The 25,299-nt window shown below is 64.2% G+C and carries 24 protein-coding genes and 3 pseudogenes; 16 read left to right on the forward strand and 11 right to left on the reverse strand.

Annotation, left to right across the window (positions count from 1 at the left end; all coding sequences use genetic code 11):
* Nucleotides 1-296: 296 nt before the first annotated feature.
* Nucleotides 297-593, forward strand: coding sequence for a hypothetical protein (locus MHEC_RS06560; RefSeq protein WP_142358688.1), 297 nt, complete (start codon nucleotides 297-299; stop codon nucleotides 591-593).
* 47 nt (nucleotides 594-640) lie between these two features.
* On the opposite strand, the gene MHEC_RS06565 is transcribed toward MHEC_RS06560, so the two are convergent.
* Nucleotides 641-3,040 carry a cation-translocating P-type ATPase gene (locus MHEC_RS06565; protein WP_048893696.1) on the reverse strand — a complete coding sequence of 800 codons (2,400 nt, stop codon included), beginning with the start codon at nucleotides 3,038-3,040 and terminating at the stop codon, nucleotides 641-643.
* A gap of 116 nt (nucleotides 3,041-3,156) precedes the next feature.
* Between MHEC_RS06565 and MHEC_RS06570 the strand changes: the two genes are divergently transcribed.
* The gene (locus tag MHEC_RS06570; protein WP_048893697.1) at nucleotides 3,157-6,012 is read left to right on the forward strand and encodes a cation-translocating P-type ATPase; all 2,856 of its coding nucleotides are present in this window, start codon (nucleotides 3,157-3,159) and stop codon (nucleotides 6,010-6,012) included.
* On the opposite strand, the gene MHEC_RS24040 is transcribed toward MHEC_RS06570, so the two are convergent.
* From MHEC_RS24040 to MHEC_RS06580, 3 genes are all read right to left on the reverse strand, one after another.
* Nucleotides 5,912-6,343: a hypothetical protein gene (locus tag MHEC_RS24040; RefSeq protein ID WP_235435001.1), complete on the reverse strand. Its 432-nt coding sequence runs from the start codon at nucleotides 6,341-6,343 to the stop codon at nucleotides 5,912-5,914. The two genes, MHEC_RS06570 and MHEC_RS24040, sit on opposite strands and share 101 nt — an antisense overlap.
* Nucleotides 6,344-6,516: 173 nt before the next feature.
* Entirely contained in the window at nucleotides 6,517-6,789 is a 273-nt protein-coding gene (locus MHEC_RS06575; RefSeq protein WP_048893698.1) for a DUF1918 domain-containing protein, read from the reverse strand.
* 3 nt (nucleotides 6,790-6,792) lie between these two features.
* On the reverse strand, nucleotides 6,793-7,053 hold the full coding sequence (locus MHEC_RS06580; protein WP_327037206.1) for a 3-oxoacyl-[acyl-carrier-protein] synthase III C-terminal domain-containing protein: 261 nt from the start codon (nucleotides 7,051-7,053) through the stop codon (nucleotides 6,793-6,795).
* Here MHEC_RS06580 and MHEC_RS24045 point away from each other — a divergent pair.
* Together MHEC_RS24045 and MHEC_RS06585 are read left to right on the forward strand one after the other, a co-directional pair.
* A complete protein-coding gene (locus tag MHEC_RS24045) occupies nucleotides 6,943-7,251 on the forward strand; it encodes a hypothetical protein (protein WP_236591473.1) in 309 nt (102 codons plus the stop codon). The two genes, MHEC_RS06580 and MHEC_RS24045, sit on opposite strands and share 111 nt — an antisense overlap.
* A gap of 19 nt (nucleotides 7,252-7,270) precedes the next feature.
* A complete protein-coding gene (locus MHEC_RS06585; RefSeq protein WP_048893889.1) occupies nucleotides 7,271-8,788 on the forward strand; it encodes an IS1634 family transposase in 1,518 nt (505 codons plus the stop codon).
* Here the strand turns inward: MHEC_RS06585 and MHEC_RS06590 are convergent.
* The 3 genes and pseudogenes from MHEC_RS06590 to MHEC_RS06600 form a co-directional block, all read right to left on the reverse strand.
* Nucleotides 8,780-9,382: pseudogene (locus tag MHEC_RS06590) on the reverse strand (3-oxoacyl-ACP synthase); the annotation flags it as partial. The gene MHEC_RS06585 and the pseudogene MHEC_RS06590 overlap by 9 nt on opposite strands.
* Nucleotides 9,366-10,469 (reverse strand): 3-oxoacyl-ACP synthase III family protein, encoded by a 1,104-nt coding sequence (locus MHEC_RS06595; protein ID WP_048893662.1) that lies wholly within the window; start codon nucleotides 10,467-10,469, stop codon nucleotides 9,366-9,368. The pseudogene MHEC_RS06590 and the gene MHEC_RS06595, both read right to left, overlap by 17 nt.
* A 41-nt stretch (nucleotides 10,470-10,510) precedes the next feature.
* The gene (locus tag MHEC_RS06600; RefSeq protein ID WP_275952253.1) at nucleotides 10,511-11,476 is read right to left on the reverse strand and encodes an Acg family FMN-binding oxidoreductase; all 966 of its coding nucleotides are present in this window, start codon (nucleotides 11,474-11,476) and stop codon (nucleotides 10,511-10,513) included.
* Nucleotides 11,477-11,617: 141 nt separating this feature from the next.
* Between MHEC_RS06600 and fdxA the strand changes: the two genes are divergently transcribed.
* Together fdxA and MHEC_RS06610 are read left to right on the forward strand one after the other, a co-directional pair.
* Nucleotides 11,618-11,971: a ferredoxin gene (gene fdxA / locus MHEC_RS06605; RefSeq protein WP_048893661.1), complete on the forward strand. Its 354-nt coding sequence runs from the start codon at nucleotides 11,618-11,620 to the stop codon at nucleotides 11,969-11,971.
* Nucleotides 11,972-12,850 (forward strand): universal stress protein, encoded by an 879-nt coding sequence (locus MHEC_RS06610; RefSeq protein ID WP_048893660.1) that lies wholly within the window; start codon nucleotides 11,972-11,974, stop codon nucleotides 12,848-12,850.
* A 22-nt stretch (nucleotides 12,851-12,872) separates the two neighbouring features.
* Here MHEC_RS06610 and MHEC_RS06615 read toward each other — a convergent pair whose 3' ends face one another.
* Nucleotides 12,873-13,295 (reverse strand): DUF302 domain-containing protein, encoded by a 423-nt coding sequence (locus MHEC_RS06615; RefSeq protein WP_048893659.1) that lies wholly within the window; start codon nucleotides 13,293-13,295, stop codon nucleotides 12,873-12,875.
* Between the two features lie 107 nt (nucleotides 13,296-13,402).
* Between MHEC_RS06615 and MHEC_RS06620 the strand changes: the two genes are divergently transcribed.
* From MHEC_RS06620 to MHEC_RS24695, 7 genes and pseudogenes are all read left to right on the forward strand, one after another.
* The gene (locus MHEC_RS06620) at nucleotides 13,403-13,783 is read left to right on the forward strand and encodes a carboxymuconolactone decarboxylase family protein (RefSeq protein ID WP_048893658.1); all 381 of its coding nucleotides are present in this window, start codon (nucleotides 13,403-13,405) and stop codon (nucleotides 13,781-13,783) included.
* Nucleotides 13,784-13,798: 15 nt separating this feature from the next.
* Nucleotides 13,799-14,410: a mycothiol-dependent nitroreductase Rv2466c family protein gene (locus MHEC_RS06625; RefSeq protein WP_308203870.1), complete on the forward strand. Its 612-nt coding sequence runs from the start codon at nucleotides 13,799-13,801 to the stop codon at nucleotides 14,408-14,410.
* A 165-nt stretch (nucleotides 14,411-14,575) separates the two neighbouring features.
* Nucleotides 14,576-15,007 carry an MmpS family transport accessory protein gene (locus MHEC_RS06630; protein ID WP_048893656.1) on the forward strand — a complete coding sequence of 144 codons (432 nt, stop codon included), beginning with the start codon at nucleotides 14,576-14,578 and terminating at the stop codon, nucleotides 15,005-15,007.
* Nucleotides 15,004-17,925, forward strand: a complete 2,922-nt coding sequence (locus MHEC_RS06635) for an MMPL/RND family transporter (protein ID WP_048893655.1) — start codon at nucleotides 15,004-15,006, stop codon at nucleotides 17,923-17,925. Before MHEC_RS06630 ends, MHEC_RS06635 begins: the two co-directional genes overlap by 4 nt.
* 164 nt (nucleotides 17,926-18,089) lie before the next feature.
* A pseudogene (locus tag MHEC_RS06640) lies at nucleotides 18,090-18,787 on the forward strand (DDE-type integrase/transposase/recombinase); the annotation flags it as partial.
* A gap of 168 nt (nucleotides 18,788-18,955) precedes the next feature.
* Nucleotides 18,956-19,708, forward strand: coding sequence for a tyrosine-type recombinase/integrase (locus MHEC_RS06645; protein ID WP_269097083.1), 753 nt, complete (start codon nucleotides 18,956-18,958; stop codon nucleotides 19,706-19,708).
* 11 nt (nucleotides 19,709-19,719) lie between these two features.
* Nucleotides 19,720-19,953 carry a tyrosine-type recombinase/integrase gene (locus MHEC_RS24695; protein ID WP_269097084.1) on the forward strand — a complete coding sequence of 78 codons (234 nt, stop codon included), beginning with the start codon at nucleotides 19,720-19,722 and terminating at the stop codon, nucleotides 19,951-19,953.
* A gap of 280 nt (nucleotides 19,954-20,233) precedes the next feature.
* Here the strand turns inward: MHEC_RS24695 and MHEC_RS24050 are convergent, their stop codons facing one another.
* Nucleotides 20,234-20,752, reverse strand: coding sequence for a hypothetical protein (locus MHEC_RS24050; RefSeq protein ID WP_071700545.1), 519 nt, complete (start codon nucleotides 20,750-20,752; stop codon nucleotides 20,234-20,236).
* A 171-nt stretch (nucleotides 20,753-20,923) separates the two neighbouring features.
* Between MHEC_RS24050 and MHEC_RS24960 the strand changes: the two are divergent.
* A pseudogene (locus MHEC_RS24960) lies at nucleotides 20,924-21,385 on the forward strand (tyrosine-type recombinase/integrase); the annotation flags it as partial.
* A gap of 87 nt (nucleotides 21,386-21,472) precedes the next feature.
* Here MHEC_RS24960 and MHEC_RS06655 read toward each other — a convergent pair.
* Together MHEC_RS06655 and MHEC_RS06660 are read right to left on the reverse strand one after the other, a co-directional pair.
* Complete coding sequence (locus MHEC_RS06655) at nucleotides 21,473-23,299, reverse strand: tyrosine-type recombinase/integrase (RefSeq protein WP_201399466.1); 1,827 nt, start codon at nucleotides 23,297-23,299, stop codon at nucleotides 21,473-21,475.
* Nucleotides 23,296-24,336, reverse strand: coding sequence for a tyrosine-type recombinase/integrase (locus MHEC_RS06660; protein ID WP_048893843.1), 1,041 nt, complete (start codon nucleotides 24,334-24,336; stop codon nucleotides 23,296-23,298). The genes MHEC_RS06655 and MHEC_RS06660 overlap by 4 nt, the downstream gene beginning before the upstream one ends.
* A 99-nt stretch (nucleotides 24,337-24,435) precedes the next feature.
* Here MHEC_RS06660 and MHEC_RS06665 point away from each other — a divergent pair, with 99 nt between their 5' ends.
* Complete coding sequence (locus tag MHEC_RS06665; protein WP_200902221.1) at nucleotides 24,436-24,855, forward strand: hypothetical protein; 420 nt, start codon at nucleotides 24,436-24,438, stop codon at nucleotides 24,853-24,855.
* Entirely contained in the window at nucleotides 24,852-25,154 is a 303-nt protein-coding gene (locus MHEC_RS06670; protein ID WP_048893708.1) for a DUF6262 family protein, read from the forward strand. The genes MHEC_RS06665 and MHEC_RS06670 overlap by 4 nt, the downstream gene beginning before the upstream one ends.
* The last annotated feature ends 145 nt before the right edge of the window (nucleotides 25,155-25,299 follow it).

Here is a 25,299-nt window from a genome sequence, read left to right on the forward strand (position 1 = left end):
GCTTTCTCCTGTTTGGATAGCAAGAGCAGTTTCACGCACTACCGTGGGGCGACCTACACAGAAGGCCACGTCGCAATGGTTACCGATTTGCTAGCCTAACGGCCCTACACCCGGAGTGTTCGATGCGGAATCTGAGGTCAGCAAGACATCGATCCGCAACGAGTTATCTGGGGGGCAGAACCCCGGAGCGATATGTGACGTTCAGGCGTTTACATCGGGCCAAAAGTCCCTTACCACAACGCCGTAGAGGAAACTGGGATGGGTACTAGCTCCACCGTAAATGACGAGGAGTGGCTGTGTTGGCACATATTAAGCAGGTTGTTGCTTTTGGAATTGCCCTTATCGGCTTGGAGTGGGCAACCATTGCCAGCCCGGCGTTACTGCTCGCGCAACCACCCCGCCATCCGCACGTCGCCAACGTCACCTGCCCCGAAATCGCGGGGATCAACTACATTCCGGACCCCGATGACTCCAATGCGTACTACCTCTGCGTCGATGGGTTGCTGCGCAACCGCTACCAATGTCCCCGTGCAACGAAACTGGCCATGACGACGCCGCCCAAGTGTGTCCGCTTCCCGCATCCAATGCCATAGATCCGCACGCACCGGTACTGGGTTCGGTGATCTCTCAGCCGTCCGAGTCAGGCGTCAGGCTGCCGCCACAACTGCGGCGGCGCCCCGCTCGCTGAACCCTGTACCCACCACAGCGCTTCGACAATGGCAGCACCAAGAACACCGATCCCGAGCGCGGTGGCGGTCAACGCGATGTTAGAGGGTTCCAGCATGAACTGGTCGCGGGCCAACGGGATGCTGAAAATCAGCACGTATGCGGCGCCGGAGAACGCCACCAGCACCACCCGCCACCAGGTGTAGGGCCGAGCCACGACAGCCAGCACCCACACCGCGATCACCAACAAGGTGATCAACGCCGACGTCGATGCCTGCATCTGCTGGGCGGGGGTGGCCGAAGGCCCCCGGAAAGCCAACAGATAGCAGACGAAGGTCGCGACACCGGCCACTGCGCCGTTGGGCACCGCGGCTGTTATCACCCGGCGGACGAAACCTGGTTGTGCGCGCTCGATGTTGGGCGCCAGCGACAGGATGAACGCGGGGATTCCGATAGTGAACCAGGCGGCGGTCGTCACCTGGATCGGTTGAAACGGAAACGTCAACGTCTTGATGCCGAATGCGTCAGCGCTCAGGCCGGTTATGCCGATCAACAATGCCAGCAGTACCGAGTACACGGTCTTGGTCAAAAACAGATTCGATACTCGTTCGATATTGCCGATCACACGCCGGCCTTCACCCACCACATACGGCAATGTGGAAAATTTGTTGTCCAACAATACAATTTGAGCAACCGCTCGCGCTGCCGAGCTGCCGGCTCCCATTGCGACGCCGATGTCGGCGTCTTTGAGGGCCAGCACGTCGTTGACGCCGTCACCGGTCATCGCGACCGTGTTGCCGCGGGATTGCAAGGCGCGCACCATCGCGCGTTTCTGGTCGGGTCGGACTCGCCCGAAGGTGGAGTACTTCTCGAGCGTGTCGGCCAGTTCTTCAGGATTGGTGGGCAGCTGGCGCGCGTCGAGTGTCTGCCCCGACAGGCCGAGCGCCGACGCCACGGCGCCTACTGAGATGGCGTTGTCACCCGAGATGATTTTGATCGAAACTCTTTGTGCAGCAAAGTAATCCAACGTCTGACGGGCGTCGGGCCGAACCCGCTGCTCCAGCATGATCAGAGCAGCCGGGACGACGCGGCCGGGCGCGTCAGGATGGTCGACCGGCAGGTCGGTGCTGCCCAGGAGCAGCACCCTTAGCCCACGCGATCCGGCCTCTTCGGCCTGCTTGGCGACGGCTGAGGACGGGTCTAGCAGTACGTCGGGTGCCCCGAGAACCCAGTTGCCGTGCCCGCGATAGGACACTCCGCTCCATTTCGTGGCGGACTTGAACGGAGCCCGCGCCGTGGCGGTCCACCCGGGAGGGTTTCGGTAGGCCTCGGCGATGGCCCGGATGCTGGCGTTGGGGCGGGCATCGTCGGCGGCCATCGACGCCAGTGCGTCGATGACCACGCCTATGTTCGGTGCCGCGTCAAGCCGCTGCAGGTCGGCGACCTGCATCCGGTTTTCGGTCAGCGTGCCGGTCTTGTCTGCGCACACGACATTGACCCGGGCCAGGCCCTCGATCGCCGGCAACTCCTGCACCAGGCATTGGTGCCGCCCGAGGCGCACCACGCCCACCGCGAACGCGATCGACGTCATCAGCACCAGTCCTTCGGGAACCATTGGCACCAGTGCGCCCACCATGCGCAGCACCGACTCCCGCCAGCCGGTGTGGGTGGTAAACAGCTGGGTGTAGATGATCAACAGCCCGGCTGGAATCAGCAGATACGTAATGAACTGCAGGATCTTGTTGATTCCGGCGCGCAGTTCGGAGCGCACGAGGGTGAACTTGGTCGCCGCTTGAGTAAGCCGGGCCGCGTAGGCATCACGCCCCACCTTCGTGGCCCGATAGGCGCCGGTCCCGGCGACGACGAAGCTGCCGGACATCACCGCATCGCCGGTGTCCTTCAGTACAGGATCGGCCTCGCCGGTGAGTAGTGACTCGTCGACCTCCAGGCCGGACCCCTCGACTACTTCGCCGTCGACGACGATCTGGTCGCCCGGCCCCAGCTCGATGATGTCGTCGAGCACCACCTGGTTGGGCGGCAGTTCCTGTGTGCGATTGGCCCGGCGCACCAGTGGTTTGGCTTGTCCGACGATCGCGAGTTTGTCCAGCGTCTGCTTGGCCCGTATTTCCTGCACCATGCCGATCACGCTGTTGGCGATGATCAATAGCCCGAACAGGCCGTTGATCAGCGAACCGGTCGCGAGCACAATCGCGAACAGCACACCCAGAATCGCGTTGATCCGGGTGAGGACGTTTGCCCGGACGATGTCTGCTATGCTGCGCGTCGCCCGGCTGGGAACGTCATTGGTCTTGCCGTCGGCAACCCGCTGGGCCACTTCAGCGTCGGTGAGCCCGGTGACCAGCGACGTCGACATGAATCGCAAGCCTATCGAGCAAGCCGGCTAACCTGTCTCTTCCGAGGCCAAAAGTCACTTATGACTGCTGGCATCGGCCTCTGGTCGACCGGCAGGACCGTTGTCAGGATGGCGGGGTGCGACGCCAACACCACGAGTGGGTTTCCCCGTCCGCTCTCGATCCGGAAGAGACGGCCGATCTGCTGCTGCGTGATCTGCGCAGCACGCCAAAAGGGCTCTCGGACACCGAAGCGAAGCGGCGCCTGTTGCAGCACGGGCCGAACGAATTACAGCGTCGCCGCGGCCGGGAATGGCCCCACGCGCTGGTCCGCCAGCTCACTCACCCACTGGCGCTGCTGTTGTGGCTGGCCGCCGGGCTGCTGGTGATCGTCGGGTCACATGTGGTGGCGGCCGCGGTGGTGCTGATCATCATGCTGAACGCCGCCTTCTCCTTCGTGCAGGAACTGCAGGCCGAACGGGCGGTGGAGGCACTGGCCAAATATCTACCGCAACGGGCCAAGGCCGTTCGCAACGGCGCCATCACCGAAATCGATGCAACGCACCTGGTTCCGGGCGACATCGTGGTCATCGAGGAGGGGGACCGCGTTGCCGCCGACATTCGGTTGCTCACGGGTGCGATCGAGGTTGATATGTCGGCGCTGACCGGCGAATCGGTGCCTACACTGCGGTCCGCGGCGATGGTCGACGTAAACGTGCCGCTGCTGAGCGCACATGAGTTGGTGTTCAGCGGAACCAGTTGCACCGGCGGGGAGGCCAGGGGAGTCGCATTTGCCACCGGCATGGCCACCGAGATCGGCCGGATCGCGGCGCTGTCGGAGCGCGTCAAACCCGATCCGAGCCCGCTGGAACGTCAAGTGAGGCGGGCGGCCTGGCTGATCGCCGCGGTGTCGGTCATGCTGGCGCTGTCGTTCATCCCGGTAGCCACAATTGCGGCGCATCTGACCTTGATCAACTCGTTGGTGTTCGCGGCCGGCCTGCTGGCCGGCATGGTGCCCGAGGGATTGTTGCCGGTGATCACCCTGGCATTGGCGGTGGCGGTGCGGGCATTGGCGAATCGCGGTGCACTGGTGAAACGACTCTCCGCGGTGGAGACCCTCGGATCCACCGACGTGATCTGTACCGACAAGACCGGCACCCTGACCCAGAACCGGATGACCCCTGTTGCGGCATGGACAATGTCGGGCCGGGTCGATCTCGACACCGACCATCCCGACAGCCGGGTGAACACCCAGTCGCCGACGCTCGAGTCACTAGGCCGCATCGCAGCGAGCTGCAACAACGCTCGCGTCGACGACGCTAAGGGCCCACTCGGCGACCCCACCGAGATCGCGGTGCTCTCGGCGGCCCGCTTTCTGGGCGCCGAGACGGATGCAGCCGCACGAGAAGCCCACCGGCGCTGGCAATTTCACTTCGACCCCGAAGAGAAGCTGATGTCGACGATCGACCGTGCCGGCGACGGGTCGTCCATCGTGCACACCAAAGGAGCGCCTGAGACGCTGCTGCCGCGGTGCAGCCACATCCTCGACAGTGACGGTCAACCGCAGCCGCTCGACGAACCGCAGCGGCGCCGCGTAGAAGACGCGGTCAACACCTTCGCTGGGGAGGGGTTGCGGGTCCTCGGCTTCGCCGAGCGACGACTGCCGCCGAAAACGCGCCCGCCGCACCGGCGAGCCACCGCTGAGCAGGATCTGTGCCTTACGGGTCTGATTGCCATGGTGGACCCGCCTCGTCCGGGCGTCGTCGAGGCGGTGGCCCGATGCCGCACCGCGGGCATCCGCATCATCGTGATCACCGGCGATCACCCCCTGACTGCCGCGGCCATCGCCGAACGCATCGGCATTACCGGCCCGCACCCGACGGTCGTCACCGCCGAACAGTTCGAGCAGCTCGACGAGAACCAGTTGGCTAGGCTCATCCGCGAACAGCCGGAGCTGATTTTCGCCCGCGCCTCACCGGAGGCCAAGCTGCACATCGCCGAGGCGCTGCGCAGCGAGGGCCATGTTGTCGCGATGACCGGTGACGGTGTCAACGACGCGCCTGCGCTGCGGCGCGCCGATATCGGTGTGGCAATGGGGCTTTCCGGCACCGATGTCGCGCGGGAAGCCGCGACGATGGTTCTCACCGACGACGACTTCAAATCCATTGTCACCGCAGTGCAGGCGGGCCGGCGCATCTACGACAACGTCCGCAAATTCATCACCTACATTTTCGCGCACGCGGTCCCGGAGGTGGCCGCGTTCTTGCTGTTCGCGCTCAGTGGCGGACTTGTCCCGATTCCGCTGACGATTCTGCAAATTCTTGCGTTCGATGTCGGCAGTGAAACTCTGCCGGCGCTTTCGCTCAGCCGTGAACCAGCCGAGCCCGGCATCATGGAGCGTCCGCCGCGACCGCGCAACGAAGGCGTTATCCGCGTGCCAATGTTGGTGCGCGCGTGGTTGTTTCTTGGCGTGCTCGTCACCACCCTGTCGCTGGGTGGCTTCTTCTACGTTCTGCTCAAAGCAGGCTGGCATCCCGGCGCCTCGACTGATGTCGGCACGCCATTGCATCGTGCCTACCGGCAAGCCACCACCATGACGTTTCTCGGCATGATCACCGGTCAGATCGGCACGGCGTTCGCGGTGCGAACTCAGCGCGCCTCGCTGTGGTCGGTGGGGGTTTTCAGCAACAAGTACCTGCTGGCCGGCATCGCCGCCGAAATCGTGCTGGCAGCCGTATTCGTCTACACCCCACCGCTGCAGGCCCTGCTGGGCACCGAGGCGCTGCCGCCTACCGATCTGCTGGTGCTATTGCCCTTCCCCCTTGTTGTATGGGGCGCTGACGAATTCCGTCGCTACGTGGTACGTCGATTGCGAAAAAGCGCGCCGGCCCCAATCAGGCGGCACGCGGCAGATCCGGCGTCGACCGTGTCGCCTGGGATGTCGGCCGACTCGCTGCAGGCGCCCAGCCAACATAGGTCAGGTACAGTCCGATGACTCCTATGATGATGAAAGTGGTCCACCACCAGCCGGTCGCATCAAGCGCAGAGTTGGCGAACGAAATGTAGGTGCGGGGAAAGGCCATCAAGGACAGTCCCTTTAACGCGGTCAGCCAACCCATTGCAGATACGATAACTGCGGGCGCACCGCGCCAATACGAGTGAAGCGCGACGGCGACCAACCCGGTCAGCAGGACGAACGCGCCAGTTACCCAGGGCCACACGAAGTTAGCGCCGAACTCCGAAAGGAGCGTTCGCATGTCCGACGTGCGGGCCACAGCCGTGGCGGTGACGGCTACGAGGAACGGACCCATGACCCGCGCGAACAGCCGTGTTCTGGTCTGGGATTCTTGCGAAGTGTTCATTGGTATACCTCCTGTCGGTCGATCGATCTGAACGTCGGATGAAAATGCCGGGGCCACAAGGCCGAAGCAATGATGTACAGCTGTAGGCGTGTCAACTGCTTTCGTTCGGGAATGCGTGATTGCGGCGGCCGCATCGTCTAGCCTTCACGACTCCGACGGCCAACGATTGTTGCTTGCACCGAAGCGAATCGTGACCGAGCCCGTTCGTCGGCCGATTGCTGTTCAGCCGCCGTGACGACGATCGCGTCGGGCCCCGGGAACACCAATGCCTCACGGCCGGTGTCGATCCACCGCACCATGTAGGGCGGCGAACCGTCCGCCGAATGAACTTCGGTGATCAGTCCACGATGTTCTGACTGCCCGTTGGTTCGGCCTTTGACCACCAACCAATCGCCGGCGTTCGCCTTCATTAGCTACCCCATTTCATCAGGCGCCGGTCCGTGTGGCTGGCGATACAACGCGGCACCGGCGGTTATCCCAGCGCCGGCAGCGATCAGCAGAACCGGGGAGCCGGCCGGAAGTCGGTCGACAGTCCGGTGCAATGCCGCTGCCAGTGAGGCGGTATGGATTTTTTCGTCTGCTGCGACGGTGATCCGTTCGGCTGGGACCTCGAGCTGAGTCGCGAGCGCGGCGCGGTAGCCGGGAAGGCCAGGCGCCGCGATGATCGCGTCGATGTCGTGAAGTTCGAGCGAGGACTTGGCGAGGCAGCCGCGGGCGGCTTCGGCGCCGGCAGCGGCGAATTGCTGTTCCTTTGTGGCCGAGCCGCTGAATCGAAGTACCTGACTTGGGCCACTTTTGGAGGATCGGGGTGGTTGCGAGTCGCTGAGCTGGGGTTTTCGGTCGCGGCGGGTCGGAAGGTCTGCACTAATTGAAGTTCTTTAGTGTGCGCTGGTGGCGTATGTGCGCACGGTGAAGACGGCCTCGGGAGCAACCGCGGTGCAGATCGTGTGGTCTTCGCGGCGGGGATCGCGCCAGATTGAGCACCTCGGCTCGGCGCACAGTGAGGCCCAGCTGGAGGCGCTCAAGGCGGCTGCGGCTCAGCGCGTGGCTGCCGGTCAGCAGAGCCTGGACTTGGGACTCGAGCAGGCCGCTGCCGGCGGTGGCCGGCCGCTGGAGATCGTGGGCTCCTGTTCTGAGCACCTGTGGGAGGCGTTGTGTCATGCCTATCGGGTGCTGGGCTTTGATGCCGCCACCGATGGAGATGAGGTGTTTCGGGACCTGGTGGGCGCCCGAATCATCGAACCGACCAGCAAGGTCGATGCGCTGCGGGTGCTTTCGGAGACCGGGGTGGATTCGCCGGCCTATCGGACGGTGAAGCGGCGGCTGCCGATTTTCGCCAAACCCGAATTCCGGCAGGCACTTTCGGCTGCATGTGCAGCGCACGCTGCGTTGGGTCCGGCCAGCCTGGTGCTTTACGACGTGAGCACCCTGCACTTTGAAACCGATGCCGTTGATGGGTTTCGCGAGCCCGGGTTTTCCAAGGAACGTCGACTCGATCCACAGATCACCCTGGGTTTGTTGACCGATGCGACTGGGTTCCCGCTGACAGTGGCTGCCTTCGAGGGCAACAAGGCCGAGACCGCGACCATGTTGCCGGTGATCAACGCGTTCAAGACCGCCCACCGCTTGAGCGAGGTCACCGTGGTCGCTGATGCCGGGATGATCTCTGAAGCCAACCAGGTCGCCCTGCAGGCCGCGGGGTTGTCGTTCATTCTGGGAACCCGGATCTCATTGCTGCCCAACGTGATCGCCGAATGGCGCGCTAAGCACCCGGACGAGGTCATCCCGGACGGGTTGGTGTTAACCCAGCCGTGGCCGGCCACCTCAGCGGAGAAAGCCCGCGGTATCCCGGATCGGGTCATCTACTACCAGTACCGACATGACCGGGCCCGGCGCACCCTGCGCGGCATCGACGAGCAGATCGCCAAGGCCCAGCGCGCCGTGGATGGGCATGCCCCGGTCAAGCGCAACCGCTACATCCAACTCAGCGGTGCGACCAAATCGGTCAACCGCGCCTTGGAGGCCAAGACCCGTGCGCTGGCCGGCTGGAAGGGCTACACCACCAACTTGGTCGAACAACCCGCGCAGTTCGTCATCGACGCCTACCACCAGCTGTGGCGCATCGAGAAGGCCTTCCGAATGTCCAAGCATGACCTTCAAGCTCGCCCGATCTACCACCGCACTCGCGACTCGATCGAGGCGCACCTCAGCGTCGTGTTCGCCGCCATGGCTGTATCGCACTGGATCGAACGCCAAACCGGCTGGAGCATCAAGAAATTCGTCCGCACCGCACGCCGCTACCGCACCGTGCAGATTCGCGCCGGACGACAAATCCTCACCGCCGCCGACGCCCTACCCGACGACCTCGCCGAAGCACTCGCCAAGATCCGCACCGACGGTGCGCACTAATTTGGCCCAAGTCGGGGCGAATTGCTGTTCCTTTGTGGCCGAGCCGCTGAATCGAAGTACGTTGCGCGCGTCGCCGAGCCCGACCGTGGCCCGAAAGCTCGCACCGTCGTCGGGGAGGTTGACCCAGTGCATTTGTCCCAGGCCGTCACCGTTGCCGTCCCAGCCGCACAACAGTGCCGCACCGACCGGCGAGAATGGGAAGTGCTCGCTCATTCCGTGACCCGGATTGGCATCGCTGGTCACGACCAGACCGCAATTGATGCTGTGCGACTGAAGGAATCCGTCCACAATCTGCAGGGCGGTCAACAACCCACAGCTCCCATTGGCAACGTCGAAAGAGAACGTGCCGTGCGCGCCGGCGTGGGGATCTTCGATGTTGGCGCCGATGTCTTCTTGGATGAGCGCCGCCAGTGCGGGTTCGCCAAGATTGCGGTCGCGGTAGATTCCGGCGTTGACCAGAAGGTCGACGTCGTTGGCGTCTCGCCCAGCCTGCTGCAGGCATCTCTTGGCCGCCGAGACCGCCAAACGCAGTCCGCTGTGACGGGTGCGCCAGCCGCCGTTGATGATGTCAACGCGCTCAATGACTGTGCCCATAGCGTTTCACCAGATCCTCGTCCAGGCTGAGGAGAACGATGCCGATCTCCAGACCCGACGCCAAAGCAATAAGGGCAACCGTCTCGCCCGGCAGGATGTGCCCGGCCTCGAGTTCTTCGACCAAGGCCACCGTATGGGTAGTCGAGGCAGTGTTTCCGTATCGATCCACGGTAATAACCGCGTCGTGGCGCGGGCCCTCGCCGAAAGCGGCCGATACCGCCGCCATGCCCTTGCGGATCGCACGCGCAGAAGTTTGATGGGTGATCACATGGTCGATGTCATGTATCGAAATGCCCACTGTGTCAAGGACTTCGTGCAGTAGCAGCGGTGTATTCGACATTGCCGCGCGGTGAATGGCCCGAGAATCAGTGAACATCCGCGCACCCGGATCATGACCCTTCGGATAGGCCAGACAGAGCCGGCTGTAATCGGCGACGGTGGTAAATCCGGCCAGCCGGATACCGGCTGAGCCGACCTGCCCCCGCTCAAGCAGAATCGCCGCCCCCGCATCGCCGAGGGTCAGCGACGCGAGTTCTTTGCTCATGATGCTGCGGATGTGCTTGGCGGCATTGCAGCCCAGCTGTGAGATGTACTCACCACTGACTACCAGTCCGCGTTGGACGGTTCCCTGCCGAATCCAGTTGTTGAGTACCGTGACACCGGTCAGCATTCCCGCGCATGCGTTGGAGATGTCGAACGTCATCGCTTGGTCAGCACCGATCGCATGGACAACGGCAATGCTCATCGACGGCTCCACCCACTGGGTGAGACCACCGCGGAATTTGGTGATGCTGCAGTTGATCACCACATCGATCGACGCCGGGTCTTGCTGCGCCCTGGCGAGACAGTCGAGCGCTGCCGACGTCGCAAGGCTGTAGGAGTCTTCGTCTCCGACCGAGATGCGACGCTCGGTTATGCCAGTCAGCCGCTCCAGATCGATGTGTGTGTGATGCTTTGTGGTGGACATCAATTCAGCTGTCTTCAGGTGTGTGGGCGGCAGGCACCGGCCCACACCGGCCACACGTGTGATGAATGGCGCCGTGGCAGCCCCGTCCGATGTGTCCATCACCAGCCAATGGGTGCCCATCGGCACATCATCTCCTTTCGTCCCAGGCAGAAGCCGGCGGTCTACGGCCGGAACTCCAAGATGTCGCTGAGCGGACGGCGGGGTGTGGCGGGTACCTGTCGCTCGCCGACCGGCACGCTGCCCACCCGGATCAACAGCTGCGGCAGCCCGGATTGCCCGCTGAGCTGCTGGATCAGCTCTCGAGCCGGGGTCACTTCCGTCATGTGGGTTAGCGTGCACGTCGCCAACCCGGCGATTGTGCACTCGAGCAACACCGCGGATAGCGCCTCGCCACACCGCAAAACCTCTGAAAGCGTGTCGTCGTGCGTGGACAGAACCAGGATTGTGGAGTGGTCGACGTCGATCGACGGGCGCCGGTCTTCATACCCGGTTGTCGGGAAGGCTCGTGCCACGTCAACGCGGCCGGCCTCCGACGCAGACACCCGTGCACTCGGCGGAACGCCGTGGTCTAGGTCGAACGGCGCTGTCCACCAATGTAATTCCGATTGGTACGACGGGTCGTTGCGACGAATTGCTTCGGTGAGCCGGGAAGCCTCCGCCAGTTGTTCACGCGCATCCTCGGGTATCACACCGAGCATGACCGCGCCGCCAACTGCTTTGTGTAGCTGCTGTTCCAGCGCCTCCCACTGACGCGGCGCGTCGAACGGCAACCGGTCTGTGCGACGGCGGAGGATTGCTCCGGCCCGCTGCCGGTCGGCATCGCTGATCGAGGCCAGCGGACTGAACTCGAGCGTTGCCAGATGATCGGGTCTATCGGGATCCGGGAACCGGCTCACTTCGGTGTCCCAGCCGGCGGCGGCCATCGCCACCCGCAGGTGGTCGAGTACAGCGCCACAGCTGATAATCAGTTCCCTGCCCGAGCGGTCGGTGACCTGCACCATCAGCCTGCGCTCCAGCAACAGCTGAAGTCGGCCGCTGTCGGCGACCCAATGCCAGGGCTGACTGTTGTGCAGTGAGGGCGCGTGACACGCCAACATCACCGCGTCGCGGATCACTTCGGGTGTCATCGTCCGCGCCATACCAAACACCACCTCTCCCTTGACCTTGAGGCTAAGGGTTCCCCGACGGATCGCCAGGGTCGTTGGTCCTTGACCAAATGGGCCTTCGACCCCAGCAGTCAAGAAGGTGGGCTCGGTAGGCTTTTCGCTATGACCTATGTGATTGGCAGTGCATGCGTTGACGTGATGGACAAGTCTTGTGTGCAGGAATGCCCGGTGGATTGCATCTACGAAGGTGCGCGTTCGATGTACATCAACCCCGACGAGTGCGTGGATTGCGGCGCCTGCAAGTTGATTTGCCGTATGGAGGCGATCTATTACGAAACCGATCTGCCGAAAGACCAGCAACAGCATCTTGCCGACAATGCAGCATTCTTCAACCAGACGTTGCCGGGTCGTGAGGGCCCCCTCGGCGCGCCCGGTGGCGCGACCAACCTTGGCCCAGTGAGCATCGACACGCCGTTGGTCGCCGCGCTACCGCGACGCCGTTCGAGAGAGTGCTAAATGCCCGAGATAGCAAAGAAATACGGAATCCTGGTCGGCGTTGATGGGTCGGCGGAGTCGGATGCCGCCATCCGCTGGGCCGCCCGTGATGCAGTGATGCGTGACGCGCCGATCACCCTGATGCATGTCATCGAGCCAGTCCCAGACTGGCCCACGCCTGACAGGCAAGCGGAGATCGCAGAGGCATGGGAGCAGAACGCTCGCGACGTCATCGAACATGCACGCAAGACCGCCCAGGCCGCCGTCAGTCCATCCGATTGTCCCCAAGTAGACACCGAGGTGGTCCATTCGCCTGTCGTGCCCATGCTCATCGGCGCTTCCCGTCGGGCGCAGATGATCGTGGTGGGTAGCCGGGGGATGGGTGCGCTCGGCCGCTTCCTGCTCGGGTCAGTCAGCACCGGTCTCTTGCACCATGCTCACTGTCCGGTCGCAATCATCCACGCCGATGAAGGCCTCAGCGACGACAACGCGCCGGTTTTGGTGGGCATAGATGGGTCGCCGGCCTCCGAGGGGGCAATCGGGCTGGCTTTCGACGAAGCGTCGCGTCGTCGGGTGCATCTTGTGGCATTGCATGCCTGGAGCGATGTAGGGGTGTTCCCGATCCTCGGGATGGATTGGCGGGGTTATGAAACACAAGGTGCCGAAGTCTTAGCCGAACGCCTGGCTGGTTGGCAAGAACAATATCCCGATGTGCGGGTGGAGCGACGGCTGGTGTGCGACAAGCCGGCCCACTGGCTGATCGAGGAATCCGCACACGCTCAACTTGTGGTGGTCGGTAGCCGCGGTCGCGGCGGATTCCCCGGCATGCTGTTAGGCTCGGTCAGCTCAGCTCTCGCGCAGTCCGCACAAGCTCCGCTGATCGTTGTCCGGCCAGGGTGAGGCGACTATCGGCTCGCTGCTGTCACGCCTGTCGTGTCTGAGCAGTTTTTTCCAGTGCGCTGATCGCTGCGCGCAGTTTGGCGGCGGCTTGGTCCGCGATTTCCCGCAGAGCTGGCTGGTCGACCACCTGGACCATGATTTGCGGGTCCATCGCCTCGACGATGACGGCGTCGCCGCCGTTTGCAGCATCGGCCCGCACTACCACATTGCACGGCAACAGCTGGCCAATCTGCCGGTCCACATCGAGGGCGCGGTGGGCCAGCGACGGATTGCAGGCACCGAGGATCAGATAGTCCTCCATGTTCTCGCCGAGCTTTTCTTTGAGCGTGGCTTTGACATCGATCCGGGTCAGGACGCCGAAACCCTGGTCGGCCAGAACCCGGGTGGTGCGCTCGACAGCGGCGTCGAACGACGTGTGCAGCGTGGTGCTTAGCCCTAATGGCATTGCGATTCCTTCCTATTCGAAGAACTGGCGATCGTCTAGGCCACCGATTCCTCTACTCGGCTGGACGCCCCTAGAATACCCGTACGGGTATTGATAGTGTACTAGCCATGAGTGAACACAGCCACTACCACGATTTGCTCAACGACCTCAACCCTCAGCACCGTGCTTTGAGACAGATGATCCCCGAGGTCTACCGGGGGTTTGCCGAAATGAGTAGTGGTGCGCTGACATCGGGTGCGCTGGACAGGAAAGTCAAAGAACTCATCGCGCTCGCCATCGGCGTCGTCGCCGGATGCGATGGCTGCATCGCCTCACACAGTCAGGGTGCCGCGCGCGCCGGGGCCTCCAAGCAGGAAGCTGCCGAAGCCATCGGCGTCAGCATCCTCATGCACGGCGGGCCGGCGACCATCTACGGTGCCCGCGCCTACGACGCATTCTGCGAATTCGCCGACGCGGGCGCCAACGCCACGTCTGGATCGGCCCACTAGGCAGGATCTGAGATGATGTCGATCGATCTCTATGTCGACCCGATATGCCCATTTGCCTGGGTGACATCGCGTTGGTTACTAAATGCGGCTAGCGCCACCGGCCGCAGTGTCGCACTTCGGCAGATGAGTTTGGCGGTGCTTAACGACGGTCGCGAGGTTGCACCCCCGCAGCGTGCCAAACTCGAGTGGTCCCGTCGCGTCGGCCGGGTATGCGCGGCCGCGACAGACCAAGGCGGGTCCAGCACATTCGGCAACCTCTATGAAGCGTTGGGTGCCCGCATGCACCATGGCGACGGGAACTGGGCCGACGCGATGGTCAAGGAGGCGCTGGCGGCGACGAGTTGCAGCTCAGCGCTGGTCGACGCCCTCGACGACCCCGCGTGGGATGACGCCGTGAAAGCGGCTCATCAACGCAGCCAGGACGCGCTCGGCGGCAGTGGCGGCAGTCCGATCATCGCCGTGGACGGCAGGGGATTCTTCGGCCCGGTGCTCACGGCGCTGCCCGCTCGAGACGCCGGGATCGCGCTGCTCGACGCGGTAGTGACGGCGGCGTCCACGCCCGAATTCGCCGTACTGCAACGACCCCACCAGGGACCACCGTCGACGGCTGGTGCGGAGCGTCGCTGATGTGCCATACCGTTCGGTGCCGAACCTGCGGCCCACTCCAAGGGTGCATGCCTAAGCGTTAATCGCGGCTGCCACAAAAAAGGACGAATAGCCCTTCTCGAGTAGCGGCTCGGGCCGGAAACTGCTTAGCAACTGGGCCGGGGCATAAGCGGAGGGAAACGTGCCATGCTCAAATTTGTGAAGCGAGTTTGGGTACCGCTGCTTGTCGTGGTGGCGGTTGTCCTCGGTGGTGTGGCCGTCGTGCAGCTTCGCCGCGTTTTCGGCTCCGAGAAGATCTTTTCGGCGACCGAAAGCAGCGCGAAACCGCTCACGCCTTCCCATGTCAAGCGGGTGACGTATGAGGTTTACGGGCCGAGCGACACAACGGGAACCGTGAGCTACTTGAACAAGGATGCCCAACCGGAGCAGGCGAACTTCACGAGCCTGCCCTGGATTTACACGCTGTCGACGACAATACCGGCGGTGATCGCCAACGTCGTCGCACAGGGCAACAGTGACAACATCAGGTGCCGCATCACGGTGAATGGTGAAGTCAAAGATGAGCAGTCCTCGGCCGGGCGCCATGCCCAGACATCCTGCCTGGTAAAAGCCGCATGAGCGGCAGCGAGACCCCGCGTCCACGGTTCATGCGAGCGGTCCGCGCGTTCGCGGTGCCAATCATAGGCACATGGCTGCTCTTAACGGTCGCCGTGAACGTGCTTGTGCCCCCGATCGAATCGGTCGCGAGAAACCATGCGGTGACCGCGTCTCCGAAGGATGCCCCCGCAGAGATAGCCGCGCGGCGCATCGGTGCGACGTTTCACGAGTCGGATTCCGACAGCATCGCGATGATTGTCCTGGAAAGCGACAAAGAACTCGGCGAGCAGGCGCACCGCTTCTATGACGGCCTGGTGCAAAAGCTGCAGGCCGACCCCAAACACGTGCAGCACGTCCACAACGTGTGGGGAGATCCACTCACTGCCGCCGGCGTCCAGAGCCGGGACGGCAAAGCCGCTTATGTCCAACTCAATCTAGCCGGCAACCAGGGCAGCACCCTGGGTAACGAGTCCGTCAAAGCGGTCCGCGACATCGTCGATGGTTCAGCGCCGCCTAAAGGACTCAAGGTCTACGTCACCGGCCCTGCACCGCTGACAACGGACATGAACGAGGCGGCCGACAAGAGCATGTTCAAAATGATGGGTGTAACCGGCCTGGTCATCATGATCATGCTGTTAATCACCTACCGCTCCATCAGCACGGTGCTGCTCATTCTGGTCATGGTCGGGTTCGAGATGGGCACGGCCAGAGGGCTTGTCGCGATTCTCGGAAACAACGACCTATTGAAGTTTTCGACGTTCGTCGTCGCGATGCTCTCGTCGCTTGCCATTGCGGCGGGAACGGACTACGCGATATTCCTGGTCGGGCGTTACCACGAGGCACGCCAAGCTGGCGAAGACCGGGAAACGGCCTACTACACCATGTTTCGCGGCACCTATCACGTGATCTTGGGCTCGGGGCTGACGATCGCCGGAGCGACCTTCTGTCTGTACCTGGCGCGACTGTCATATTTCAAAATGCTGGGTATTCCGTCCGCGCTGGGGCTGCTCGTCGTTATCGCGGGAGCACTCACCGTGGCACCGGCCGTGGTCACCGTGGCCAGCCGATTCGGACTGCTGGAACCGAAGCGGCTGACCAAGACTCGCGGCTGGCGGCGCATCGGCACCGCAGCCGTGCGCTGGCCGGCTCCGGTGTTTGCAGCCGCGTTAGCCCTCGCCATCGTCGGGATCCTCATCATGCCGAGCATGAAGATCAGCTACAACGATCGGTTTTACATCCCCAAGCGTCTGCCCTCGACTGTCGGATATGAGGCTGCCGAGCGCCATTTCAGCGCCGCCACAATGAACCCCGACATTCTCATGATCGAAAGCGATCACGACATGCGAAACACCGGCGACATGATCATCTTGGACAGGCTTTCCAAGGATATCTTTCGTGCACCCGGAATCGCGATGGTGCAAAGCATCACCCGGCCGTTGGGCGGGCCGATCGAGCACACGTCAATACCGTTCCAAATCAGTGCTCAATCGATCCCGATACGAGAAAACCTGCAATTCATGACAGACCGGGCTGCCGACATGCTCAAGATGAGCGACGATCTCGCCGCCACGATCGGGTCGATGGAGCACCTGTACAACCTTATGGGCCAGATGAGCAATACGACTCACCACATGCTCGGCAACATGAACGACATGCAGGCCACGCTTGACGAGATGCGGGGCCATCTGGCCGATTTCGACGATTTCGCGCGGCCATTCCGCAGCTATCTTTACTGGGAGCCGCACTGCTATGACATTCCCGCCTGCTGGGCGTCGCGGTCGGTGTTCGAGGCAATCGACGGCGTCGACAAGTTCAGCGACAACATGAGGGCGCTTCTTAAGGACGTGGGCAACATCGACGCGGTACTGTCGCAGATGCGCCAACAGTTCCCGCCGATTATCGCCGTCGCCAAATCCATGCGCGGAAGCCTGCTGACCATGCACAGCAGCTTCTCAGGGCTCATCACCCAAATGTCACGTATGACAGATACCGCCAGCGCGATGGGTGAGGCCTTCGACGCCTCCAAGAGCGGCGACTACTTCTACCTGCCCCCGGAAGCGTTCGACAATCCCGACTTCCAGCGCGGGCTGAAACTGTTTCTGTCGCCGGACGGCAAGGCCGCGCGCTTCATCATCACCCACGACACCGACCCGGCAACGCCGGCGGGTATTTCCGCAGTCATGCCGGAACTGACCGCCGCGCATCAGGCGGTGAAGGGAACAGCCCTCACCGACGCCAGGTTCTACCTCACCGGGACGGCGGCGATATACCGCGATATCCAGGCGGGCTCGCAGTTCGACCTGCTCATCGTCGGAATAGCAGCACTGACCCTGATCTTCGTCGTCATGGTGACGATCACCCGGGCGCTGGTTGCCTCCCTGGCGATCGTCGGTACAGTGCTGATCTCGCTGGGTGCCGCCTTCGGCCTCTCGGTGCTGGTTTGGCAATACATCTTTGGGCTGGACCTGAACTGGATCGCCCCGGTGTTCGGATTGATCATCCTTCTCGCTGTCGGATCCGACTACAACCTGCTGCTCGTCTCACGGTTCCAGGAGGAAATAAGCGCGGGACTCAAGACCGGCATCATCCGCTCCGTGGGCGAAACAGGTCAGGTGGTCACCGCGGCGGGTCTGGTCTTCGCCTTCACCATGATGTCTATGGTCGCCAGCGACCTGCGCTCCATCGGCCAGGCCGGCAGCACGATTGGCCTCGGCTTGCTGTTCGACACCCTGCTCGTGCGCTCGCTGATGACGCCCTCGATCGCGGCGCTGCTCGGGCGCTGGTTCTGGTGGCCGCAACGAGTGCGGCCGCGCCCGGCCAGTCAAATGCTCCGCCCCCTTGGGCCGCGTTGGCTAGTTCGTTCTCTGCTGCTGCCCCAGAATGCGAACGCGGTGACGACCAAGCCGCAAAAGCCTACCAATTCGGGCGATCCAAAGTAGTGAAGGCGGCGAGCTCCGATTGCCAACTGCTGCGATCAATGCCGACGTTGTGGCGAACAGGTGGATTGTCGACGACGCGTGGAAACTGACCCCTGCGCGGCATCCGAATTTTGACCCCTGGTCCGGTCTCCTGGCTCTACCCGAGCTAGGAGGACCAGAAGGGAATGTTGTCTGTGGAAGATTGGGCAGAGATTCGGCGACTGCGCCGTGCGGAGGGTTTGCCGATCAAGATGATCGCCCGGGTGATGGGGATATCGAAAACACCGTCAAGGATGCGTTGGCGTGCGATGAACCGCCGAGGTATCGACGGGCGCGGAAGGGTTCGATTGTCGATGAGGTCGAGCCGCGGATTCGGGAGTTGCTGCGGGCCTATCCGCGGATACCGGCGACGGTGATCGCTGAGCGGATCGGCTGGGACCGCTCGATTCGGGTGCTCTCGGCGCGGGTGGCCGAGTTGCGGCCGGTGTATCTGCCGCCGGATCCGGCCTCGCGCACCCAGTATGTGGCCGGGGAGATCGCCCAGTGCGATGTGTGGTTTTCCCCCGATCGAGCTGGCGGTGGGATTCGGGCAGACCCGCAGCGCCAAGCAGCTGCCGGTGCTGACCATGGTGTGCGCCTATTCACGCTGGCTGCTGGCTATGCGCTGTTGCCGTCGCGGTGTGCTGAGGATTTGTTCGCGGGCTGGTGGCGGCTGATTACGCAGTTGGGTGCGGTGCCGCGGGTGCTGGTGTGGGACGGCGAGGGCGCGATCGGGCGTTGGCGCGCCGGGCGGGCCGAATTGACCACGGAATGCCAAGCCTTCCGCGGCACGCTGGCGGCCAAGGTGATCATTTGCCGTCCGGCCGACCCTCTCTTAACCGGCTAATGGTTACTGGTTGTTGGCTACGACACGCCGTTTTTCCTGGGGTGCTTGATTTGCGTTGAGACGTTAGGCATATGTGAGTCCCATGGCAGCAGAGCAGACGGTCGAGTCGTTGTGTGCAGTCGAGCGGCAGGGGCGCTGGTCGCTGGTCGGGGCGGGCCGGCTGGCATGGATCTGGTCAACGACTACCTGAGCTATCTGGCCGATCGCGCTTACTCGCCGCGCACGGTGCGCGCCTACGCGTTCGACCTGCTGGCGTTCGCGCGGTGGCTGGCCGCCGAGCGCCTTGGGGTCAACGAGGTCACCACGGAGGTGTTGCTGCGGTTCTTGGCGTTCTGCCGGTCGGCGTTGCCGCCGGTCCGGCCGGGCGGCAACGTGTACTCGATCCGCGATGGCCGCAACGTCGGCTACGCGCCGACGACGATCAACCGGCGGCTCGCCGCGATCTCGGGGTTGTATTCCTATCGGCAGATGCGGGATGGATCGGCGGACAACCCGGTACCGCGCGGGGGTCCGGCACGCCGCGCAGCCGGGGAGGCTAGCGGTCTGCTGGCTCACCTGCGAAAGCCAAAGCAGCGCTCGCGGTTACGGGTGCGGGAGCCTCGGCGGTTGCCGCGCGGCCTGGACCGCAAGGAGACGACGGCGCTGGTGGGCAGCCTGCGCACCGACCGGGATCGCGCGATCGCGGGGTTGATGCTGTTCTGCGGGTTGCGCTCGGCCGAGGTGCTGGGTCTTCGGGTCCGCGATATCGACATCGGCGGCTGGGTACGGGTCATCGGCAAGGGCGACAAGGAGCGCCGAGTTCCGTTGGATCCAGACGTGGCCGCGCTGATCCAGACCTACCTGTTCGCCGAGCGGCCCGAATCAGATTGCGACACATTGTTTCTGGTCGCAAGGGCCCCAACCGGGGCGAGCCGCTGACCCCGGCTGGATTGCGCACGATCTTTCGCTACCACCGGGCGAAGGCCGGGGTGCCTGCCGGGCATCCGCATGCGCTGCGGCACTCGTTTGGCACCGCGCTGGCCGAGGCGGGAGTTGACCTATCGGTACTACAGGCGCTGATGGGCCACGACCACGTCGACTCCTCGGCCGCCTACATTCACCTGTCCCCGACGCATGTGCGTGCCGCCTACGATGCCGCCCGTGATCGCCAGCGCTCCCACTGAGGGGGCTGTTGCCGCGCGGCGGCCAGCGCCGCGCGGCGAGGAGTTGCTGTCGGGGTATGTGGCCGCGTTGGCGGCCCGTGGTGCGGGGAATCGATCGTTACTGGCAACGGCCCGCGTGTTTCTGACCCGCTGGCCCGATCCACAGGCCTGGGCCGAGCTGCCGCTGTCGGTGCGGTTGTCGGCCGGTTGGACGGTTCGGCCGCTGTTGAATTATCTGATGCTGTCCGGATATCTGCGCCCGGGCTACGACTATCTGCTCGAACGTAAGCTGGCTGCCATCCTACGGGAGGCACACACAAGCCCCTTGGCTGGTTATGTGACCCGATTCCTTTCCGCAGCAACCGAACTGGGCTACACACCCCGGGTAGCGGCGGGGCTGGCCAGCCAGGTCGCGGTGCGCATGCTGATCCAGACCGGCCACCCGCTTACCGAGCTTGACGATACCGATATCGCCGAGTTCAGCGCCGCGATCACCGCCCGCGAACAAGCACATCAGCGGCCACTCCAGCACTACCGGACCGCGTTGTATGCCGCCCGCGCTGTTCTGTATCACCTGGGTGGGCAGGTCACCCCAACTGCGAAAAACACCGCGCATCTGCGTTGGCCGTGGCGGCGTCACTTCGCCAGTGTTCCAACCGGATTGGCTGATTCGCTGGTCGCCTACCTGGAATGCGCCTCGGGCACTCGCACCCGATCGACCGTGTTGGGCATCGCTAGCCGCCTGGGCCATTTCGCCCAGTTCCTCGCCGACCACGATCCAGCGTTGATCAGCCTGGCCGACCTCGATCGGCAACGTCACATTGAGCCTTACTTAGCCGCCGTGGCCGCCGCGACCAACCCGCGCACCGGCGCGGTGTTGTCGGCCTCCGAACGGCGCTCGCGGGTGCTGACCGTCGGGCGGCTAATCGACGACATCAACGAATGGGGCTGGGCCGAGGCGCCCGGCCGCAAGCTCGTGTTTGCCCGCGATGTGCCCCGACTGCCCAGGGCGCTGCCCCGCTACCTGCCCCCGGACGCCGATCGGCGGCTGTCGCAGGCGCTGCACGCCTCGCCGAACCGGCTGCGCGCCGACGCACTACTGCTGCTGCGCGCCACCGGGATGCGCATCGGCGAACTGCTCGACTTGGAACTGGACTGTGTGCATGAGGTTCCCGGCGCCGGGGCCTGGTTGAAGGTTCCGCTGGGCAAGCTCGACACCGAGCGGATGGTGCCCATCGACGACGAGACCCTCGAGTTGGTCGACCGCATCGTCGCGCACCGCTCGCCCGGCAAGCCACTGCCACACCCACGCACCGGCAAGCCGGTCCAGTTCCTGCTCACTCATCAGGGGCGCCGCATATCGGTGGACGTCCTGCGCAACGAACTTGCCCGCGCCGCCACCGAAGCAGGATTGAAATCCGTTACACCACACCAACTTCGACACACCTACGCCACCGCGCTGATCAACTGCGGGGTGTCGCTGCAGGCGCTGATGGCGCTGCTCGGACATTATGCGGGTGATCTTGTCAAGTGCGTCTTGTCAGGAGGCGGTTTGATCGAGTCGGGCGAGCAGTCCGTCGAACACTTTCTGGCGGCCGAGCTGTCCTTTTTCGGCAGCGTCGTCGCGTTGTGCCTGCAGAGTGGGCCGGAAGGCGATGGTGGTCTGAAAGAAGGTGCAGGATTCGCAGATGGATTCGAAGTGGCAGTCCAGGCCGACGGGTCGGGCGCAGTAGCCGTTACCGAGCATCCGACGGTGCATCTCGGCGCGGAGCTTTCGCATTTCGGCGCCTTCGGCGTCGGCGGGAAGTGCGCGCGGCTGATCGTAGAGGGCCTCGACCTTTTCGCTGACGGTGAAGTATTCGTCGGCGACGGTGCGATCGGCGATTCGAGCGTAAACGAGCGTCATCCGCATAGATCGGTGACCCAACAGCGCGGCCAGCGCTTCCAGCGACATACCGCGGTTGATCGCCTGGGTTGCCAAGGTATGTCTGAGACGATGGGGCGAAACACGGCCGATGCCAGCCACTTTCGCGGTTTCAGCGACGGCCCGATCGACGCGGCCCTCCCCGATGCGTTGGCCGTACTCAACGAACAGGTAGCAGCTGCGCAGGCTGACGGGTCGGGCGGCGAGCCATTCGTCGAGGAGATCCTTGAGTTGGGGATGCAACGGAATGTACCGGTCGTTGCGCAGTTTCCCGAGCGGCACGTGCAACCAGTACGCGGCCCCGATCTGCACCACGGAATCGACTGTGAGATCGAGGAATTCGCCCTTACGCAGGCCGGTGCGGGCCAGGAACTCCACGCACAGCCGGACAAACGGGTCGTCGGCGGCGCGCGCGGCCTGCAGCAGCTTGGTGAACGCGGCGTCGTCGAGGAAGCGGGGCAGCGGCTCGTCGCGGATCGGCAGGTCGCCGGCGAACACGAGCACGCGGGCGGGAATATCGTCGCCGTCCCATTCGGTGAGCCGGTCGAAGCAGGTGCGCAGGGTGCCGAGATGTTCGGCGAGACTGATCTTGGACAACCGGCCGCCGCGCGCCGAAGGACGGGTGGCCAGGTGCAGCTTGTAGGCCTCGATGTGTGCCCGACGCAGGTCAGCAACACAGACCACCTCGGGGGCGTTCGCGGCCAGCCAGCCGGCGAACTCCCGCAGCACGCCCTCGACACGCACCATCGTCGAGGCCCGCAGCGACAGCCGCGTCTGGGCGATGTAACCGGTCAGGGTGGCCGCCAGCCGCGGCGGAACCGCCGCCCACTGGGCGGCCCGCTCAGCCGAGCGGTTTGGGCTGGTCTTGCGGGGCGCGCTGTCGAGGACGCCGAGGTGGAACAGGGTGGTCTGCGCACCGAACAGCGCCGCGCTCAGTGCTTTGGCGCCGTGGCTGCCGGGTCGGTGACGAGTTATCGCGGCACTCAACGCTTTTCGCTGCTCATCGATCACCGGCTGGGTCAGCTGCTCGGGAGTCAGCCCGGCCAGCGCGGCCACCTTGGCCAGCGCCGACCACTGCAGGCGGGTCACGATGGGATCAAACCCGAGCTCGGTGGAGGTCGCGACGAACCGTTGGTGGAATCCGCGGTGATGATGGGCGGCGACTTCGCCGAGGTAGGGCCGGCACGCCACGAGATAGTCCGGGCTGGGCCGCAGCCGTCCCGTCACGATCAGCCAACCAACCACCCGTCGATCCTTCAGCGGCAAAGCGCACTGGGTTGCCAGCGGCAACGCAGACCAGCCCGCCACACCCACGCGGGTGAAGAACGTGCGGGCCACCGAGGTCACCGGATGTCCGGCGAACATCCCGGCCGCAACCAGGTCGGCCCGATACGCCTCGACGAGCTCTTCGATGTCGGGGCGATGTGCTGGTGAGCGGTTCATGCCTCGGCCGCCTCACCGGAGGCGACGACCTGCGCCTCGATCGCTTCGGCGGCCCGCAGGTACTCCCGTTCCAACCAGTCGTTGGCCAGGTGCAGGTAGATGCGGGTGGAGTCGATCGAGGCGTGGCCGGCCTGGGCTTGGATCGCCTCCAGTGCCATCCCCGCCTCCCGCAGCCGGGTGAAACAGGTGTGCCGCAGCTGATGGCACGTCGCCTGGGTCAGCCCGGCGCGAGCGCGCGCACCGTCGAGGATCTCGTCCAGACCGGCGGCCGACAACGGCTCGCCACGCCGGGGCCCCTTCAACACCACGAACACCCGATCGGTCGACGTCCGCGGCCGCTCCTGATCCAGATAGTCCCCCAGCGATGCGAAGAACCGCGCCGATACCGGCACCATCCGCTGCCGACCGCCCTTGCCTTCGGCCACGAACACCCGCCGCTCGCCGGCGTTGACGTCGTCGAGGCGCAGGCCCAGCACCTCGCAGCGTCGCAGTCCACCCAGCAGCATCGCCTCGACCATGGCCCGGTCGCGGTGGGTGCGCAGCGCCGCCCGCAGCGCGTCGACCTCGCTTGGCGCCAGCACCCGGGGCAGCGTGCGCGGGGTGCGGATCAACGCCATCCCGCCCTTCCCGCGCCGAGCACCGGGGCGGCGGGCGGCCAGGCTGGTCGGCACCGGGTTGCGGCTTACGCCGGTGTCACCGCGGGCCGCGAGGTAGGCATACAGGCCACGCACACTGGACAACCGGCGGGCGATCGTGCGCGCCGCCAGGCCCGGCTCGCCGTCCTCCAACCGCACCACCCGCTCACCCAAACGGGCAGTGCGTTGAAACGCCAAGAACGCGAACACATCTGCGGCGCTCACCTGGGTCGGTTCCTTGGCAACCACACCGAAGAAGATCTTCAAATCCGAGGCCACCGCCAGCCAAGTGTTCGTTCGGGCCCGTGCCGCAACGAAGGCCAGGTAGTCATCCAGCAGCGGATGCCCCAGGGTGATCGCGGCCAACTCCGCCCCACGATGGTGACGGACCAGGCACGGCATGAACACGGCAACCTCCTGCCGCCAGCATCCGCGCCCACCCCGCTGGATCACGGCAGACACGCCGAAGATCACCCGTATATCAAACACGTTTCTGCAGAAATGAGCCTGCGCTACGGGCGGCTCTTTGACGAAACCGTCCGCGCTGACTACGAACGCGCACTCATCCAGGCCAAGGCCCAACTCGGGCCCGTGCTGCCCGAGCGCACCCAGCTGCCCATCACCGACATCAGCAACGGCAGCAATGACTGGAAGGACACCCCCACGATCAAGGCGCGACTGGCCGGCGGATATTGCCTGCGCACCCCCGCCCAAGGAGCCTGCGCCTACGCCAACATCTGCGAGCACTGCCCGAACTTCCGCACCGAATCGACCTTCCTATCGATCCTGGCCACCCAACGCGCCGACGCCGCCGCACTGGCCGCCGACGCCGACGCCCGCGGCTGGGGCGCCGAAGCCACTCGCCACCGCCGTTTGGTCGAACGCCTCGACCAGGTCATGAACCAAACGGACACGCCGTGACCGACGAACCCGCCGTTCGCGTTGAACGCGCCTGTCAGGCACTGCTGACTACCGGCGAGCCCATCACCTTCGACGCCGTGGCCGCCCACACCGGCATCGGCCGCGCCACCCTCTACCGGCGACCCGAACTGCGCGCCATCGTCGAACAACATCGCCAACACGGCCGCGAGGCACTCACTCTCACAGGACTACAAGTCCAAATCGACCAGCTCCGCCCCGCCCTAGAAGCCGTCGCTTCCAAGACACGCCGCCACGAAGAGCAACTCCGAAAACTCCACCGCTCCAACCGAGCCAAATAGCCCACCACACCGCGACCACAAACCACGAGCGACCCGGATTGGCCGGATAACCGGAAGCCAAAGGGCTCATTGAGCGGGCTCACAATTACCTGGAGCGCTCGTTTACGCGCCGTTGACATGGATTCAACTGGATGCGATGGCCACA

This window comes from Mycobacterium heckeshornense (assembly GCF_016592155.1).
GTDB lineage: Bacteria > Actinomycetota > Actinomycetes > Mycobacteriales > Mycobacteriaceae > Mycobacterium > Mycobacterium heckeshornense.

Bases quoted from the DNA above. Each gene is read 5' to 3' on its own strand.
- MHEC_RS06655 (WP_201399466.1), bottom strand. From the start codon at position 23,299: ATGAACCGCTCACCAGCACATCGCCCCGACATCGAAGAGCTCGTCGAG.
- fdxA (WP_048893661.1), top strand. From the start codon at position 11,618: ATGACCTATGTGATTGGCAGTGCATGCGTTGACGTGATGGACAAGTCT.
- MHEC_RS06665 (WP_200902221.1), top strand. From the start codon at position 24,436: ATGAGCCTGCGCTACGGGCGGCTCTTTGACGAAACCGTCCGCGCTGAC.
- MHEC_RS06600 (WP_275952253.1), bottom strand. From the start codon at position 11,476: ATGACACCCGAAGTGATCCGCGACGCGGTGATGTTGGCGTGTCACGCG.
- MHEC_RS06620 (WP_048893658.1), top strand. From the start codon at position 13,403: ATGAGTGAACACAGCCACTACCACGATTTGCTCAACGACCTCAACCCT.
- MHEC_RS06615 (WP_048893659.1), bottom strand. From the start codon at position 13,295: ATGCCATTAGGGCTAAGCACCACGCTGCACACGTCGTTCGACGCCGCT.
- MHEC_RS06660 (WP_048893843.1), bottom strand. From the start codon at position 24,336: ATGCCGTGCCTGGTCCGTCACCATCGTGGGGCGGAGTTGGCCGCGATC.
- MHEC_RS06565 (WP_048893696.1), bottom strand. From the start codon at position 3,040: ATGTCGACGTCGCTGGTCACCGGGCTCACCGACGCTGAAGTGGCCCAG.
- MHEC_RS06595 (WP_048893662.1), bottom strand. From the start codon at position 10,469: ATGGGCACCCATTGGCTGGTGATGGACACATCGGACGGGGCTGCCACG.
- MHEC_RS24045 (WP_236591473.1), top strand. From the start codon at position 6,943: ATGGATTTTTTCGTCTGCTGCGACGGTGATCCGTTCGGCTGGGACCTC.
- MHEC_RS06630 (WP_048893656.1), top strand. From the start codon at position 14,576: ATGCTCAAATTTGTGAAGCGAGTTTGGGTACCGCTGCTTGTCGTGGTG.
- MHEC_RS06575 (WP_048893698.1), bottom strand. From the start codon at position 6,789: ATGAAGGCGAACGCCGGCGATTGGTTGGTGGTCAAAGGCCGAACCAAC.
- MHEC_RS06645 (WP_269097083.1), top strand. From the start codon at position 18,956: ATGGATCTGGTCAACGACTACCTGAGCTATCTGGCCGATCGCGCTTAC.
- MHEC_RS06610 (WP_048893660.1), top strand. From the start codon at position 11,972: ATGCCCGAGATAGCAAAGAAATACGGAATCCTGGTCGGCGTTGATGGG.
- MHEC_RS06625 (WP_308203870.1), top strand. From the start codon at position 13,799: ATGTCGATCGATCTCTATGTCGACCCGATATGCCCATTTGCCTGGGTG.
- MHEC_RS06635 (WP_048893655.1), top strand. From the start codon at position 15,004: ATGAGCGGCAGCGAGACCCCGCGTCCACGGTTCATGCGAGCGGTCCGC.